Origin of the sequence: Luteococcus sp. Sow4_B9, from assembly GCF_052116585.1 — a bacterium.
Taxonomy (GTDB): domain Bacteria; phylum Actinomycetota; class Actinomycetes; order Propionibacteriales; family Propionibacteriaceae; genus Luteococcus.
In genome coordinates, this window is the sequence record NZ_JBQKKT010000017.1 from 19207 (window position 1) to 35543 (window position 16337).

At 66.8% G+C, this 16337-nt stretch carries 16 protein-coding genes and 2 tRNA genes; 17 read left to right on the plus strand and 1 reads right to left on the minus strand.

Annotated features, from left to right (window positions below):
- Positions 1-216 precede the first annotated feature (216 nt).
- From ACTQ49_RS10775 to ACTQ49_RS10845, 15 genes are all read left to right on the plus strand, one after another.
- Entirely contained in the window at positions 217-3072 is a 2856-nt protein-coding gene (locus ACTQ49_RS10775) for an Rne/Rng family ribonuclease (RefSeq protein WP_441827845.1), read from the plus strand.
- A gap of 178 nt (positions 3073-3250) precedes the next feature.
- Positions 3251-3559 carry a 50S ribosomal protein L21 gene (rplU, locus tag ACTQ49_RS10780; RefSeq protein ID WP_342101151.1) on the plus strand — a complete coding sequence of 103 codons (309 nt, stop codon included), beginning with the start codon at positions 3251-3253 and terminating at the stop codon, positions 3557-3559.
- Positions 3560-3569: 10 nt separating this feature from the next.
- Positions 3570-3836: a 50S ribosomal protein L27 gene (gene rpmA, locus ACTQ49_RS10785; protein ID WP_441827846.1), complete on the plus strand. Its 267-nt coding sequence runs from the start codon at positions 3570-3572 to the stop codon at positions 3834-3836.
- Between the two features lie 218 nt (positions 3837-4054).
- Positions 4055-5632, plus strand: a complete 1578-nt coding sequence (locus ACTQ49_RS10790) for a DUF3352 domain-containing protein (RefSeq protein WP_441827847.1) — start codon at positions 4055-4057, stop codon at positions 5630-5632.
- A 230-nt stretch (positions 5633-5862) separates the two neighbouring features.
- Positions 5863-7464, plus strand: coding sequence for a GTPase ObgE (gene obgE / locus ACTQ49_RS10795; protein WP_441827848.1), 1602 nt, complete (start codon positions 5863-5865; stop codon positions 7462-7464).
- Positions 7465-7468: 4 nt separating this feature from the next.
- Positions 7469-8596, plus strand: a complete 1128-nt coding sequence (proB, locus tag ACTQ49_RS10800; RefSeq protein WP_441827849.1) for a glutamate 5-kinase — start codon at positions 7469-7471, stop codon at positions 8594-8596.
- 129 nt (positions 8597-8725) lie between these two features.
- A complete protein-coding gene (locus ACTQ49_RS10805) occupies positions 8726-10405 on the plus strand; it encodes a vWA domain-containing protein (RefSeq protein ID WP_441827850.1) in 1680 nt (559 codons plus the stop codon).
- Between the two features lie 42 nt (positions 10406-10447).
- Positions 10448-11695, plus strand: coding sequence for a glutamate-5-semialdehyde dehydrogenase (locus ACTQ49_RS10810; RefSeq protein ID WP_441827851.1), 1248 nt, complete (start codon positions 10448-10450; stop codon positions 11693-11695).
- An 18-nt stretch (positions 11696-11713) separates the two neighbouring features.
- Positions 11714-11836 (plus strand): hypothetical protein, encoded by a 123-nt coding sequence (locus ACTQ49_RS10815; RefSeq protein WP_441827852.1) that lies wholly within the window; start codon positions 11714-11716, stop codon positions 11834-11836.
- Positions 11837-11846: 10 nt separating this feature from the next.
- Positions 11847-12617 carry a nicotinate-nucleotide adenylyltransferase gene (gene nadD / locus ACTQ49_RS10820; protein ID WP_441827853.1) on the plus strand — a complete coding sequence of 257 codons (771 nt, stop codon included), beginning with the start codon at positions 11847-11849 and terminating at the stop codon, positions 12615-12617.
- A complete protein-coding gene (rsfS, locus tag ACTQ49_RS10825; RefSeq protein WP_441827854.1) occupies positions 12614-13015 on the plus strand; it encodes a ribosome silencing factor in 402 nt (133 codons plus the stop codon). Before nadD ends, rsfS begins: the two co-directional genes overlap by 4 nt.
- A gap of 7 nt (positions 13016-13022) precedes the next feature.
- Entirely contained in the window at positions 13023-13670 is a 648-nt protein-coding gene (locus ACTQ49_RS10830) for a histidine phosphatase family protein (RefSeq protein ID WP_441827855.1), read from the plus strand.
- A gap of 75 nt (positions 13671-13745) precedes the next feature.
- A tRNA-Ala gene (locus ACTQ49_RS10835) sits at positions 13746-13821 on the plus strand.
- Positions 13822-13923: 102 nt separating this feature from the next.
- Positions 13924-13999, plus strand: a tRNA-Ala gene (locus ACTQ49_RS10840).
- Positions 14000-14161: 162 nt separating this feature from the next.
- On the plus strand, positions 14162-14347 hold the full coding sequence (locus ACTQ49_RS10845) for a hypothetical protein (RefSeq protein WP_441827856.1): 186 nt from the start codon (positions 14162-14164) through the stop codon (positions 14345-14347).
- 6 nt (positions 14348-14353) lie between these two features.
- On the opposite strand, the gene ACTQ49_RS10850 is transcribed toward ACTQ49_RS10845, so the two are convergent.
- On the minus strand, positions 14354-15028 hold the full coding sequence (locus tag ACTQ49_RS10850) for a pentapeptide repeat-containing protein (protein ID WP_441827857.1): 675 nt from the start codon (positions 15026-15028) through the stop codon (positions 14354-14356).
- A 105-nt stretch (positions 15029-15133) separates the two neighbouring features.
- On the opposite strand from ACTQ49_RS10850, the gene efp reads away from it, so the two are divergent.
- Together efp and nusB are read left to right on the plus strand one after the other, a co-directional pair.
- Positions 15134-15697 (plus strand): elongation factor P, encoded by a 564-nt coding sequence (gene efp / locus ACTQ49_RS10855; RefSeq protein WP_441827858.1) that lies wholly within the window; start codon positions 15134-15136, stop codon positions 15695-15697.
- A complete protein-coding gene (gene nusB / locus ACTQ49_RS10860) occupies positions 15697-16188 on the plus strand; it encodes a transcription antitermination factor NusB (RefSeq protein WP_441827859.1) in 492 nt (163 codons plus the stop codon). The genes efp and nusB overlap by 1 nt, the downstream gene beginning before the upstream one ends.
- The last annotated feature ends 149 nt before the right edge of the window (positions 16189-16337 follow it).

Here is a 16337-nt window from a genome sequence, read left to right on the forward strand (position 1 = left end):
TGGAATGGGGTGGGCGACGCGCGTGTGTGTCATACTGACGGGCAGGTAAGCAGTCAGTCCCCTGGCTGCTCACTCGGATCTACGGGCACTGCCAACCGCGACGACGTACTCGACCGCGGGGTGGTGTCGGCTGGTCCGACATCCGCCAGCTTTTCGGCCGAGACCGTGTCAGGTCTCGGCTGACGTACTGCACCCACGTGGTGCTGAGGAGCACACATGCTCGATGAATCAATGTCCGATGCAACCCCGTCCGAGGGAACGCAGTCCGAGGTCACGGAGACGCAGCCGGTTCGTCGCCGGCGCGCCGCTGGACGTCCGGCCGGACCGCCCAAGACCGTCGAGGTGGCCGAGGCCGTCGTCCCGGTGACCAAGGCCGCAGGCACGGCAAGCGTCGTCGCGCAGCCCGAGGCCCCAGCCGAGGACGCTGCCGAGAAGCCCAAGCGTCGTCGGGCGACCCGCCAGGCCGCGGCCCCGGCTCCCGTCGAAGCGCCCGCCGTCACCGCGCAGACCGTCCCCGCCTTCGAGGCCGCCGCCCGTGAGGCCCAGAGCCCGGTCGACGAGCCCGACGTGACCAGCGATGCGCAGGCTCCGGTGGCCGAGGCCCCCCAGGTCAGTGAGTCTGAGAGCCCCCAGGCCGCGCCGGCCCGGTCCACCCGTGCCCGTCGCACCCGCAGTCGCAAGACCGCCGAGCCCACCACGAGCCCGGCATCCGCCGAGGAAGCCACGTCCGCCCAGGAAACCACATCCGACGAGGCACACCAGGCCGCCGCCCTCGAGCAGTCCACTGATGCTGTCCAGGGCGATGAGCCGCAGGAGGCTCCGGCGCCGGCCCGTCGTCGTCGCAGCCGCAAGCAGGCGGCGACGCAGGAGCAGCCGGCCGAGGAGTCCGGCGACGTCGATGCCCGGTTGGCGGCCGTGACCGCTGCCAGCGCCGAGCGCCCGCGTCGCACCCGCAAGGTGGCCAAGGCCGTTGCCAATCCCTTCGTGAGCCGCACCCTTCCGGTGGACGAGAACGGTGAGGTGGACGCCCAAGCTGTCCTGAACTCGCTGGCCGAGTCGATTGCCCGGATGGACGATCCGGCAGCCGAGGGCTCCGCTCCCGAGGCAGAACTGCTGGCCCAGGACCCCGAGGCCGTGGAGCAGGACGAGCAGGCAGCCGATGAGGCCGCCGAGGGTGAGGAGGCCCTGCCGACGACGGACGAGGAGACCACCGTCGAGGGTACTGACTCCGATGACGACTCGGATCAGGACGACGAGGACGCCGCCCAGGAAGAACAAGAGGGGGGCACCCGCCGTCGTCGCCGCCGTCGTGGTGGTCGCCGTCGTCGCCGCTCCGCCGACTCGAACGGTTCCGAGGACTCCGATTCCGAGGATGACGAGGACGAAGCCGGCTCTGCAGACTCCGACTCGAAGGATGGTGCGGACGACTCCTCCGACGAGCAGGACGACAACAACGACGAGCAGGACGATCAGGGCAGCAGCAATGGTCGCCGTCGTCGTCGCCGCCGTCGCCGCCGTGGCGAGGACACTGGTGGGGCCGAGGACGACCCCAGCGATGTCGTCGTGCGCGTCCGCGAGCCCCGCCGCATCCGTACCGCCGCCCAGGCCGCCGATGAGGTCACTGGTATCGACGGCTCCACCCGCATGGAGGCCAAGAAGCAGCGTCGTCGTGAGGGTCGCGCCGCCGGCCGCCGCCGCGCGCCGATCCTGTCCGAGGCCGAGTTCCTGGCCCGTCGGGAGTCCGTGGACCGTCGGATGGTGATCCGCCAGGGCGAGGAGTACACGCAGCTGGCCGTGCTGGAGGACAACATCCTCGTCGAGCACTATGTGGACCGCGCCTCTGCCACCAGCCTGATCGGCAACATCTACCTGGGACGGGTACAGAATGTCCTGCCCAGCATGGAGGCCGCCTTCATCGACATTGGCCGGGGCCGCAATGCCGTGCTCTACGCCGGTGAGATCGACTGGTCCCAGTACGGTGCCGCCGGTGAGCAGAAGAAGGTGGAGCAGGTCCTCAAGAGCGGGCAGACCGTTCTGGTCCAGGTCTCCAAGGATCCCGTGGGTGCCAAGGGAGCCCGGCTGACCGGGCACATCTCGCTGCCCGGCCGCTATGTGGTCTACTCGCCGGGTGGCCACTTGTCGGGCATCAGCCGCAAGCTGGCCGATTCCGAGCGACACCGTCTCAAGGAGATCCTGGGCGACCTGATCGACGACAGCTCGTCGGTCATCGTCCGGACCGCCGCCGAGGGTGCCAGCGAGGAGGAGCTGGTGCGCGACGTGAACCGCCTCAAGGCGCAGTGGGAGATCATCGAGAAGAAGTCCAAGCAGGGCAGCGCTCCCCAGCAGCTGTACGCCGAGCCGGACCTGACGGTGCGGATCGTGCGTGACCTGTTCACGGAGGACTTCAGTGAACTGGTCGTGGCCGGCAATGGGGGCTCCGAGGATGCCTATGAGGCGATCAACGGTTATGTCAGCCACGTGGCGCCGCATCTGGCCGACCGCTTGACCCGCTGGGACACCCAGAGCCAGGGAGACCTGTTCACCAAGCACAAGATCGACGAGCAGATCGCCAAGGCACTGGAGCGCAAGGTCTTCCTGCCTTCCGGTGGTTCCCTGGTGATCGACCGCACCGAGGCCATGACGGTGATCGACGTCAACACCGGCAAGTTCACCGGCACCGGCGGCAACCTGGAGGCCACGGTCACCAGCAACAACCTGGAGGCGGCCGAGGAGGTCGTGCGCCAGCTGCGGCTGCGTGACATTGGCGGCATCATCGTCATCGACTTCATTGACATGGTGCTGCCCAGCAACCGTGAGCTGCTGCTGCGCCGTCTGGTGGAGTGCCTGGGGCGGGACCGCACCCGTCATCAGGTGGCCGAGGTGACCAGCCTGGGTCTGGTGCAGATGACCCGCAAGAAGATCGGCACCGGTCTGGCGGAGGCCTTCACGGAGGAATGTGACCACTGCGGTGGGCGTGGCTATGTGCGCCACGACCATCCGGTGGAGAGCCAGGCTCCGGCCGACGGCGGGGATCGTCACCACGGGGGCGGCCGCCGGGGTCGCAAGCACTGATCACGACTGGCTGGCCGTCAGTTTGACCGTGTCCGCTCGGAACGGTAAAGTTGGCGGTCGGTCCGGGTTGCGGGCGTGTTGCAGTCGCTGCAGTCGCCAAGTGCCCACCGAATGACTTTCAACCGGCCTGGAGCCGGCTGGATTTTTCCTCAAGACATCGAACGAGAGTAGGTCAGGCGTGTACGCGATCGTGCGCAGTGGCGGCCGCCAGCACAAGGTTGCCGTTGGCGACGTTGTCGAGATCGACAAGGTGACTGACAAGGTGGGCGACAGCGTCGAGCTGACCCCCCTGCTGTTGGTTGACGGCGAGACCGTCACCTCTGACAAGGGCGCCCTTGAGAAGGCCTCGGTTTCGGCCGAGGTGCTGGCTGAGACCAAGGGTCCCAAGATCCGCATCATGAAGTACAAGAACAAGACCGGTTACAAGAAGCGCCAGGGGCACCGTCAGAAGTACACCCAGGTGAAGATCACCGGTATCAAGGCCTGAGGGAGCTGACATGGCACACAAGAAGGGCGCATCTTCGTCCAAGAACGGCCGCGACTCGAACGCGCAGCGCCTCGGCGTGAAGCGCTTCGGCGGCGAGCTGGTGAACGCTGGCGAGATCATCGTCCGCCAGCGTGGAACCCACTTCCACCCCGGTGACGGCGTCGGTCGCGGTGGCGACGACACCCTGTTCGCCCTGGTGGAGGGCAATGTCCAGTTCGGCACCCGTCGTGGTCGCCGCGTCGTCAACATCCTGCCCGCCGAGGTTGCAGCGAGCTGACGAGACCAACTGGTCCCAGTACTGACGCGAGGGCGGTCCCCAGCTGGGGGCCGCCCTCGCGTCATTGTCTCTGGTGTCATTACCGCTCGTGTCATTCCCGCTCGTGTCAGTACCTTGACACCTTCTGAGAATGACGAGCCGTCCGGTGACCGTGCCCCGGTGGCTGACACCGCGCTGCCTACGCTGGGGGCGTCACCCAACTACAGCAAGGAACCGCGATGACCGAGAATCGTCCCCCCGAGTTCGTTCCCCCGCAGATGCCCGCCGATGCTGCCGTCAGCCCCGCCCCAGGGCAGTTCGAGACCGAGCCTGCCAAGAAGTCCATGAGCACCGGGGCGAAGGCTGGTCTGGCTGGTCTGGCAGCGCTGCTTGCCGTGGGCGGTGGCGTCGCGATTGCCGACCCCTTTGACCTGCGCAAGAGCGGAGCCGAGTCGTCGGCCGCGGTGATGCCGGCCGACGTGATCGGTTTCACCGAGCTCAATGCCAATCCCGATCTCAGCCAGAAGGCCGAGATGGTGCGCTTCGCGATGAAGTTCCCTGCCTTCCGCGAGAAGATCAACCTCACCGAACAGGGCGACCTGAAGCAGGAGCTCTGGGAGTCGATGAGCAAGGACTCCTCGTGCTCGTCGATCAACTACGAGGCCGACATCAAGCCCTGGCTCGGTGACCGGATGGGCGTGGCCGTGCGCGAAGGCGCCAAGGACCCGATCGTCGCCGTGGAGGTCTCCGACGAGCAGCCTGCCCGTGACGGCATCAAAAAGCTGGAGGAGTGCTCCGACTCGAACAAGGAGATGGGCGTCGCCTACGCGGAGGGCTACCTCATGCTCGCCGAAGACCAGGGCGAGGCAGACAAGGCCGTGACCGACGCCGCCAACGCCCCGCTGAGCAAGAAGGCCGAGTTCACCGAGGACTTCGACAAGTTGGGTCAGCAGGGCATCGTCAACTTCTGGGGAACCAAGGAGGGGCTGACGCAGCTCTCCAAGGATGGCGCGGTCGGCGACGAGCTGCAGCAGGCCTCCGGACAGTCCACCGATGAGCTCAACAAGCAGCTGGAGCAGAGCCCGATGCGCAGTGGGGCCGGCACCCTGCGCTTCACCGACGGCAACCCCGAGTTCAAGGTGGTCATGAAGTCCACCGAGGACCTGAAGTCCAGCACCACTTTCAGCGCCGTGGACGAACTGCCCGCTGACACCACGGTGGCCATCGGTCTTGCCGGTGGCCAGCAGCTGGTGGACGACAACTGGGATGCGATCAAGAAGGCCATCGAGTCCAGCGGCACGTCGATCGCCGAGATCGAGCAGCAGGCGCAGGTCAAGCTGCCCGATGATCTGAAGGCCCTGCTGGGCGACGACTTCCGCGTTGCGGTCGGCCCGCTCGACAAGCAGAAGCTGGAGCAGATGCAGGATCCGTCGCAATTGCCGTTGTCCATCGCGAGCACGGGCGACAAGGCGCGCATCACCGAGCTGGTGGACAAGGCTGGACTCGGCCAGGCTGGTGCCACCGTCGAGGGCTCGGACAAGCTGACCGTCGTCGGTCTGGACACGGCGTGGTCCACCAAGGTCGCCAAGAATGATGACCCGTTGGAGAAGAATGGCGCCTTCAAGGCCGCCTTCGCCAAGCCGGAACAAGCCCAGGGTGGCGTCTTCGTGAATCTGGATGCCCTCAAGCCGCTCTTCATCGACGGCATGAAGCAGGCCGACCGCGAGAATGTGGAGCCGCTGCAGGCCATCGGTCTCACGTCACACAATGAGGACGCCAACTACGCCGTGGCAACGCTGAGGGTCACTGCCAAGTGAGCCCTGAAGACAGATGAGCCACTGAAGGACACCAGACCTGCGGGGTGCGGCAGCCGAACGGCTGGCGCCCCCCGCCCTGGTTTCCGGTCCGCTCTGGTTTCCGGTCCGCTCTGGTTTCCGGTGGTTCGGCGCAGCAGGGTCGCGGTGGGCCTGCCAGCTAGACTTGTCAGGCTGGCGGGGAATCCATCCCCGTTGGCTAGCACCCCGATGTCTTCAAGAGAGTTGTATCCATGGCCATTCCCTCCTTCGTCGACCGCGTGACGCTCAACGTCATCGCCGGAAATGGCGGACACGGTTGCGCCTCGGTGCATCGTGAGAAGTTCAAGCCGCTCGGTGGCCCCGACGGTGGCAATGGCGGCGACGGTGGCTCCGTGGTGCTCAGGGTGGATCCCCAGGTCACCACGCTGGTGGAGTTCCACCGCCAGAGCGTTCGCAAGGCCAGCAATGGCCAGCCCGGCATGGGCGACCACAAGAACGGTTCCCGAGGCGAGGATGCCGTGCTGGGGGTTCCCGAGGGCACCATCATCACCGACGCGGACACCGGCGAGGTGCTCGCTGACCTCACCGGCGACAATGTCGAGGCCGTCGTCGCCGCTGGTGGACGGGGTGGCCTGGGCAATGCCGCATTGGCCAGCACCGCTCGCAAGGCCCCCGGCTTCGCCCTGCTGGGCGAGGAGGGCGAGAGCCGCAAGATCATGCTCGAGCTCAAGGTGGTGGCCGATGTGGGCCTGGTGGGATTCCCCAGTGCCGGCAAGAGCTCCCTGATCGCGGCGATCAGCCGTGCGCGTCCCAAGATCGCCGACTATCCCTTCACCACGCTCGTCCCGAACCTGGGGGTCGTCGTTGCGGGGGAGACCACCTACACCGTGGCGGATGTGCCCGGCCTCATCGAGGGCGCGAGCATGGGCAAGGGTCTGGGCTTCGATTTCCTGCGCCACATCGAACGCTGCCAGGCCATCGTGCACGTCGTGGACTGCGCCACCTTCGAGCCGGGACGCGATCCACTCACTGACCTGGACATCATCGAGGCGGAACTGACCGCCCATGGCGGTCTGGAGGATCGGCCGCGCCTGGTGGCACTCAACAAGGTGGACATCCCGGATGCCGCTGACATCGCGGAGATGGTCCGGGCGGACGTGGAGGCCCGTGGTCTGAAGACCTTCGTCATCTCCACCAAGTCCGGCGAGGGCCTCAACGGGCTGACCTTTGCGATGGCTGATCTGGTGGAGCAGCGGCGCAAGCTCCTGCCTCCGCCTGCGCCCAAGAAGATCGTCATCCAGCCCAAGGCCGTGGCCGAGAAGAATCCCTTCACCATCAAGAGGATGGGCGACGGTGAGGGTGGATTCGTGTGGCGGGTGCGCGGCGAGAAGCCGGAGCGTTGGGTCCGGCAGACCGACTTCAACAATGGTGAGGCCGTCGGCTACCTGGCTGACCGACTGAACCGCCTGGGCGTTGAGGACAAGTTGTTGGAGATCGGTGCGCGGGCGGGGGATGCGGTGGCCATCGGTGCGGGTGACGATCCCGTCGTCTTCGACTTCGCCCCGCAGATGGAGTCGGGAGCCGAGCTGCTGTCGCGTCGCGGTGAGGACCAGCGTCTGGACGAGCAGCGTCCGGCCGTGGCGCGTCGCCGCGAGAAGGATGCGGAGTACCAGGAGCGGCGCGGGGGGATGCACCGGGACGCCTGGCGCGTCATCAACGCCACCACAGCTGGCTATGACCCCGATGAGGAGGATGACAACGGCTTCGAGGCCGACTATGCCGCGGTGGGGGAGTCGCCTGACGACGAGGTGGAGACCGAGTACCTCGTCCACGACGACGGCGAGGACGACTGAATCCATGAGGGAGGCACTGCGGCAGGCCAACCGGATCGTCGTCAAGGTCGGATCGTCCTCCTTGACCACGGTCGAGGGGGGCATCGACACCCAGCGCCTGCACCAGCTGGTGGATGCCATCGCGGATGTTCGCGCGCACGGCACGCAGGTGGTGCTGATCAGCTCGGGCGCCATCGCGGCTGGTCTGGCGCCCCTTGGTCTGGCCCGCAGGCCGTCGGACCTGGCCACCCAGCAGGCCGCGGCCTCCGTCGGCCAGGGACTGCTGATCCAGGAGTACACGGAGCGCTTCGGAATGCACGGCCTGCGGGTCGGGCAGATCCTGTTGACCGTTGACGACGTCAAGCGACGCAAGAGCTACCGCAATGCCCTGCGCACCATCGCCAAGCTGTTGAGCCTCCAGGCCGTGCCGATCGTCAACGAGAACGACACGGTGGCCACCCAGGAGATCCGTTTCGGTGACAATGACCGCCTCGCGGCGCTGGTGGCGCAGATGGTCCGCGCAGACGCGCTGGTCCTGTTGAGCGACGTCGACGGGCTGTACACGGCCCATCCTGACGATCCGGATTCGCGGCGCATCGAGCACGTCAGCGATGTTCACGACCTGGAGGTGGACACCCACAAGGCCGGCACGTCGATCGGCAGCGGTGGGATGACCACCAAGCTGCAGGCAGCGGAACTGGCCACGGGGGCTGGGATTGCGGTCGTGCTGGCTCGGGCGGACCAGGCCAAGGAGGCCATGGCCGGCGCGGAGGTGGGGACCAGCTTCGAACCCAACGGCAAGAAGCGCCCCCGGCGCCTGCTCTGGATGGTCCATGCGACGGATGCGAAGGGCAGGCTGCTTCTCGACGAGGGAGCCGTGCGCGCCATGGTGGAGACGAGTGCGTCGCTGCTGGCTGCCGGAATCACCGCCGTCGAGGGGGATTTCGTCGCGGGAGACCCGGTGGACCTGGTGGCGCCGTCCGGAACGGTGGTCGCGCGGGGGCTGGTGGGTTTCGGGTCCGACGACTTGCCCCGGATGCTGGGACGCAATACCCATGACCTGGGCGAGCAACTGGGGCCACACTTTGCCAGCGCGATCGTGCACCGCGACGCGATGGTGGTCCTGCCCAGCTCTGGCCGCAGGCGGCGCTGAAGCGCCGTCACGCCCCCGACGCTCCCTTGCAGGGTGAGGGGCTGCTGTCCATCTGGGAGCCGCTCTCGCCGATCGACACCGGTACGGCTACGGTGGATGCGTACACACACTTTCGGGGGGGGAAGTTGTATGCAACCGCGTCGTGCTCTCGTGGAGCCCACTGACAAGCGATCCTGGGGCGGCAAGAAGATGGCCGCAGCTGCCGTGGCGGGGGTGATGGTGGTCTCGGCCGGCGCCTACGCGGCGACAAAACAGATGCGTGGGGACTCACCCGCACAATGCCAGGACCAGATCACCATTGCCGTCGATCCGGCATGGCTGCCGGCGGCACGAGCCGCGGGCGAGGCCTGGCACAGATCGGGCTGTGCCGCTCCCCAACTGGTGGAGAAGTCTTCCCGCGAGGTGGCCGAACAAGGACTGCAGGAGGATGCCTGGATCCCCGAGGATCCGGTCTGGACGTCACGCGCGGCCCATGGTGGTGACCAGTTGACCGCCAGCGTGGTGGGCTGGAGCCCCATCGTGGTGGCGAACCGCGCCGAGGTCTTCGACGCCCTCAAGGGGCCCATGGACGCTCGCACTCTGCAGATGCTCTCGCCGATCCGCGGCAACTGGGGAACCTTTGGCAGGCCGGAGTGGGGGCAGGTGAAACTGGTCGTCCCACCGGCCGAGGAGAGCGTCGTCGGTGCCGTGGGCTTCTCCGATCTCCTGGCGCAGGTGGGCCAGGGTGAAGCGCCCAATGGCAACCCCTTCGGTGGGACGGCCGTGCAGCAGTCGATGGCCGTGATGCAGCACCGCATCGTGGAGCGGCCATCCGTGGACAAGGTCACCCAGGTCCTGGAGTCGCACCGGGCCGACGCCGCGATTGCCCAGGCGGCCGGTCCGCGCACCGGTATCACCACCGAACACCTGGTGCTGGCCAACCCGGACGGCATCGGTGGCACTCCGCTCGGCAAGGGGTCGGCCATCCAGATGGCCGTCCTGGCGCCTGGTGGCGAGGAGACCGTGCCGGCGCAGTTCGCGCAGTGGCTCAAGGAGCAGGCGGGCTCGAAGGCGCTGGCCGAGGCGGGGGTGCGCACTGCCTCCGCGCAGATTCCCGGGGACAAGCTCAACCGGGTCTGGCTCGATGCCGCGGCGCCAGCGCCGGTGCCGGTGAGCGCCGACCGGTTCGAGGCCGCTCAGACACTGTCGCGTCAGTACGCGCGCCGCTACTCCGTCCTGTTGGCACTCGACCTGTCCGGATCGATGGCGCAGCCGATGGGCGGCGCCGGAGGTCAGACACGCATGGAGGTGCTCAGCAAGATGGTGCTGCAGCTGTGGGGGGTGTGGCCGCCGTCCATGAGTACGGGCGTGATGACCTTCCGTGCCGACGACGACCTGAAGCCGGTGATCGAGTACCCGGTGCCTCTCGACGTCGTCTCGTCGCCCACTTTCCAGAAGAATTCGACACAGACGAAGAAGCTCTTCGCGAACCCGCCCATCGGTGGGGGAACACCCCTGTACGACGCGATCGCCCAGGCATGGCGCACCGCCCACGAGGACTACCAGCAGGAGGCGGACAACCGCATCGTGGTGGTCACCGACGGCAAGGCCTCGGACGCGCAGGAGAAGCACACCCTGGACAGTCTGGTGAAGGAGCTGAACGCCAGCGCCGATCCACAGCGTCCGGTGCGGGTGCTGTACGTGGGGCTCGGCCCGGATGCGGACATGCCAAGCCTCCAGAAGATCGCCCAGGACACCGGGCAACAGGCGCTCGGGGTGAGCACCCAGGACGAGCTGGCGGCCGTGATCGCCCGCTTCATCACCAACTGAACGCGCGTCGGGGCAGCGGTTGCGAGCGCATAGGCTGGGGCCATGACGACGCCCTTCACCACCCAGGCCTCTGCCGCCCGCACCGCTGCCCGCGAGCTCGCCACCCTGCCCCGAGGCCGCAAGGATGCAGCCCTGCACGCCATGGCTGACGCCCTGGCCGCCGCCGAACAGGACGTCCTCGCCGCCAACCGGTTGGACGTCGAGGCGGCCCGCGAGGCAGGCACTGCGGATGCGATGGTGGACCGGCTCACCCTGACCGGTGAGCGGATCGCGGGCATGGTCCAGGGCCTGCGGGACCTGGCGGCCCTGGCCGATCCCGTGGGAGACGTGCTGCGAGGCTTCACCACGGCTGCCGGGGTGCGCATCACCCAGGTCCGGGTGCCCTTCGGCGTCGTTGGGATCATCTACGAGGCGCGTCCCAATGTCACCGCCGATGCTGCGGGCATCTGCCTGAAGTCCGGCAATGCCGCCCTGCTGCGCGGTTCGTCGTCCGCTCTGAACTCGAATCGTGCCGTGGTGGCCGCGCTGCGCACCGGGCTGGAAGGCCAGGGGCTGAATCCCGACGCGGTCTGCTTGGTGGAGGGGGGCCGAGAGGTCACTGGTGAGATGATGACGGCTCGGGGACTGGTGGACGTGCTGATCCCCCGTGGTGGGGCAGGCTTGATCAATGCCGTCGTGAACGGCTCCACCGTCCCGGTGATCGAGACTGGTACCGGCAACTGCCACCTGTTCGTCGACGTGGATGCCGATCAGGACATGGCGCTGCAGATCATCCTGAATGCCAAGACGCAGCGACCGAGCGTGTGCAATGCCCTGGAGACGCTGCTGGTGCACGAGCAGATCGCCGAACAGTTCGTCCCCCGGGTGATGTCTGCGCTGAATGGCGCAGGTGTGACGGTGCACGGGGACGAGTCCTTCACCAGCGTCGCCCCGGGGGCTCTCCCGGCACGGGTGGACGAGTTCGATGCGGAGTACCTCTCCCTTGACCTCGCGGCCCGTCTCGTGGCCGGGGTCGACGAGGCGATCGAGCACATCCGGGCCCACAGCTCGGGCCACTCGGAGACCATCATCACCACCAACCTGGCCACCGCCAATCGCTTCACGGCGGAGGTGGACGCGGCCGCCGTCCTGGTCAACGCCTCGAGCCGCTTCGTGGACGGCGGGGAGTTCGGCTTCGGTGCGGAGATCGGCATCTCGACGCAGAAGCTGCACGCCCGCGGCCCGATGGCTCTGCCCGAGATGACCTCGTCGAAGTACATCGTCGTGGGAGACGGGCACATCCGCGCCTGATTCCGCTAGGCTGCGGCCATGTCTCTGGTGCTTCTTGAATCCTCCGTGCCCACGATCGTCTACGCCCTGATCGCGCTGGCCGCGATGCTGCTGGCCCTGCTTGCCGTCATGAACGTCGGCGGCAACCGCCCGCACAGCTGAGCGAGCTGCGATGACTTCCGGCTCCGACGAGTCGGCGATGGGGATCGTCCACTCCGACAACGGTCGGCGGTGGCGTCTGGGTGTCATGGGCGGCACCTTTGACCCGATCCACCACGGACACCTGGTGGCGGCCAGCGAGGTCGCAGCCCGGTTTGGTCTGGACGAGGTCGTCTTCGTGCCGACGGGCGTGCCGTGGCAGAAGGCCGGCCGCAAGGTGTCCATGGCCGAGGACCGGTACCTGATGACCGTGATCGCCACGGCCTCGAACCCGAGGTTCAGTGTCTCCAGGGTTGACATCGACCGGCCCGGGGACACCTACACCGTCGACACCCTGAAGGACCTGCGCCGCAATCGCGGCGAGGACGTGGACCTGTTCTTCATCACCGGTGCGGATGCGCTCGCCAAGATCCTGACCTGGCGCGGCGCCGAGGAACTCTTCGACCTGGCCCACTTCATCGGCGTCAGCCGTCCCGGGGTGCCGCTGGGGGAGGAGGACATCACCCACCTCCCCGATGACAAGGTGACGCTGCTCGAGGTGCCCGCCATGGCCATCTCGTCGACGGACTGCCGCAACCGGACCAAGGAGGGGCTTCCCATCTGGTATCTGGTTCCGGAAGGCATCGTGCAGTACATCGCCAAGCGTGGCCTCTACGGTGCTGCGCAGGTGACACCAGAACCCGTCGATCCGTCAGTGACGCCAGACCAGCTGGCCGAGATCGCCGCCATGGAGAATGAACGTCTTCGTTCCAACCCGAGTGACAACCCGAAGGACAGTGCGTGAGCGCAACCGAGAACGCCATCAACATCGCCAGGATCGCGGCACAGGCTGCTGCCGACAAGCTCGGTACCAATATCGTCGCCTTTGACGTCAGCGAACAGCTCGCCATCACCGACATCTTCCTGGTGGTCTCGGCGGGCAATGAGCGCCAGGTGGGCGCCGTGGTGGACGGCATCGAGGAGGAGCTGCTCAAGAACCAGACCAAGCCGGTCCGGCGCGAGGGCGACCGGGAGAACCGTTGGGTCCTGCTGGACTACATCGACGTCGTCGTGCACGTCCAGCACACGGAGGAGCGCGAGATGTACTCGTTGGAGCGTCTCTGGAAGGATTGCCCGCGCATCGAGCTGGAGCTCGACGAGCCCGCAGCGAATCCCGAGAACGAGTCACCCGAGCAGGAGTGAACAGGACGTGAGCAGTCTCGTCGCACAGTCATCAGCACCAGCCACCCGGCTGGTGCTGTTGCGTCATGGGCAGACCGACTGGAATGTGGAGGGTCGTTTCCAGGGCCAGCTCGACGTCGGGCTGAACGACGTCGGGCGTCAGCAGGCCCGGGCCGCCGCGCCCCACGTGGCGGCCCTGGGGCCGGAGGTGTTGATCTCGTCGAACCTCTCCCGTGCTGCCGAGACCGCCTCCTTCGTGTCCGCACTGACTGGCCTGCCGGTGGCCACGGATCCCCGGGTCCAGGAGATCAATGTCGGATCGTGGGGTGGGCTGACCGGTCTTGAGATGGCTGAGCGGGATCCCACTTTCGCCGACGCCCTGCGCAGTGGCCGTGACTTTCGTCGCTCACCCGAGGGTGAGACCGCCGACGAGGTCGGGATCCGCATGCGCCTTGCCCTGACCGACATCGCCGGACAGCACGAAGGACGCACCGTTGTCGTCGTCTCGCACGGACTGGCCATTCGGATGGCGTGCGGCTACCTGCTGGGGTGGGACTTTGCGCACAGCTGGCAACTGGGGCCGGTGGCCAACTGCGGTTGGTCGAGTCTGGTTCGCACGTCAGACCGGCCGTGGCGACTGGAGGCGTACAACCGCGTCGCGGATCGTGCCGAGTGATTTGCACCATCAATCACAGACGTGTAATGTTCTCGAAGTCGCAAAGAGCGGAAACGCTCGCTGAGACGCCCATCTGGGGCTATGGCGCAGTTGGTAGCGCGCTTCCATGGCATGGAAGAGGCCAGGGGTTCGAATCCCCTTAGCTCCACCAGGTGGCCCGTTCGTCGGGCCGCTTCAGAATCCCGGTTCCTCGTGGATCGGGATTTTTGCAAATTGCCCACTGGCAGGCGTTCGCCAGAGGGACGCTCGACACGGGGCTATGGCGCAGTTGGTAGCGCGCTTCCATGGCATGGAAGAGGCCAGGGGTTCGAATCCCCTTAGCTCCACCACACAACGATCCCCGCACCTCAGGGTGCGGGGATCTTCGTCTGTCCGGATCTTCGTCTGTCCGGGATCGTCGTCTGTCCGGGGGCCGAGAGGCGCGGGGGAGTCTGTACGTTCCCAGCGAAAACGCTTGTTCGGTGTCCACTCCTGTCAGCACAGTGGGGTGCATGGACGAGGAGAACAAGGACATCCCTGAGCTTGCCGACCAGGAACTGGAACAGGAATTGCAGGCAGCGGAGGATCGTTCCGAGCTGAGCGAGTTGGCCCAGGATCTCCATGGCCGATCCCCGGTGACAGAGGAGGACCTCGCTGCACAGGACATCGTCCCGTATGACGCTGGCCGGCGCAGCTGAACCGAGTCAGCCCACCATCAGCTGCAGGCCCAGCAGGCTGGCCATCTGATGGGCCAGGTCGGCCAGGTCCACGTCGTCGAAGACCGCGCCGCGCAGCCCATCGAGCCCCTGGATCGCCTCGAGGCTTCCGCCGCGTACCAGCACACGTTCGCACTGGGCCTGGGAGAACTGGGCGCCGTCCAGGCGACAGTTCAGGAAGGTGACATCGGCCAGGCGTGCATGCGTGAAGTCGACACCGGACAGGTCGCAGTCCACGAAGGTGACCCGGGTCATGTTGGCGAAGCGCAGGGAGCTCATGGCCATCGGACACTCCCGGTGGATCACGTCGTGCAGGGTGCAGCCGCTGGCCTGCAGACCCACCAGCCGCGCCCGAGACCAGAGCACACGCTTGAGGCCGGACTCCGTGAAGGACGCATTGGCCGCATCCACGTCGTGCAGTTCCACGTCGACCCAGTTGGTGCGGTACCAGTCGGAGGATGCCAGTCCGCCGGCTTGCACCAGCACGCTCGCGAGTTCCACGAACTCGCTGCTGTGCTGCTCGAGGGCCAGCTCCCCGATGACCAGCTCGGTGACCAGACTGTCGTCGGTCACGTCACTGCTGCCCAGCGACGAGCGTGGGCTCAGCGTGACGTGCTGGGACGAGGTCTTGGGCTCGGTGGCCACCTTGGGAAGCGCCTGCATGCGCGCCACCCTAGTGGTGGCCGTGTCGACCCGGTGGGGTGTCCACGTCGTGTGGGTTAAACTGACGTGCCGGACTTTCGGCACAAGGCTTTGAAAGGGAAGTACGTGGTTTCCACCAACGATTTCAAGAACGGCTTGGTCCTGGACCTCGACGGACAGCTCTGGCAGGTCATCTGGTTCCAGCACCACAAGCCCGGCAAGGGCAACACCGTCGTGCGGTCCAAGCTGAAGCACGTGCTGACGGGCAAGGTCGTCGACAAGACCTTCAACTCGGACACCAAGGTCGACACCGCGACGGTCGACCGTCGGGACATGCAGTACCTGTACCACGACGGTGACGGCTTCGTCTTCATGGACGTGACCACCTACGACCAGATGACCCTGCCCGAGGAGACCGTCGGCGACGCCAAGGACTACCTCCTCGAGAACACCGTGGCCACGGTTGCCATCCACGAGGGCAACCCGCTCTTCCTCGAGATGCCGGCCTCGGTCGAGCTCGAGATCACCTACACCGAGCCCGGTCTGCAGGGCGATCGTTCCACGGGTGGCACCAAGCCCGCGACGCTGGAGACCGGCAAGCAGGTGCAGGTCCCGCTGTTCATCACCACCGGCGAGAAGATCAAGGTGGACACCCGCACGGGCGAGTACCTCTCGCGCGTCACCAACTGATGACCGACGACATCGTTGGCACCCCGGTTCCCGGCCGGCCGGATCTGCTCAAGATCTCGGCCGAGCCGGTGCCCGTGGTGCCCAACCCGCACCACAGCAGCCGCACCAAGGCACGCAAGCAGGCGCTCGACATCCTCTTCGAGGCGGAATTGCGTGACCGGGACCTGCTGATCACCCTCGATGAGCACATCGCCGAGGGTGAGCCCGCCGTGCGCCCCTTCGCCCAGGAGATCATCCGCGGCGTCGACGAGCACATGGCCCGCATCGACGAGCGCATCGAGGAGTGCTGCAGCGCCCAGTGGACGCTGGAGCGGATGCCCCGGGTTGATCGCAATCTGGCGCGGGTGGCCGTCTGGGAGATCGACCACACCGACGTGGCCGACGAGGCCATCATCGGTGAAGCGGTGTCGCTGGCGACGGAGTTCTCCACGGAGGACTCGGCCGCCTTCCTGAATGGTTTGCTGGCCCAGGCGGTCCGGACCAAGAAGTGACAACTGCGACGGTTGCCGTGCGGTGAACCCACCATCCTCGACGAGGGGTCCGGAGACGGGCCCCTCGTTGCGTCTTCGCTCTGTCAGGGGCGCGGTGCGAATCCTCTGCCGGGATGCCATCGATGCCATCGCGGCACGGGTGCGCGCAC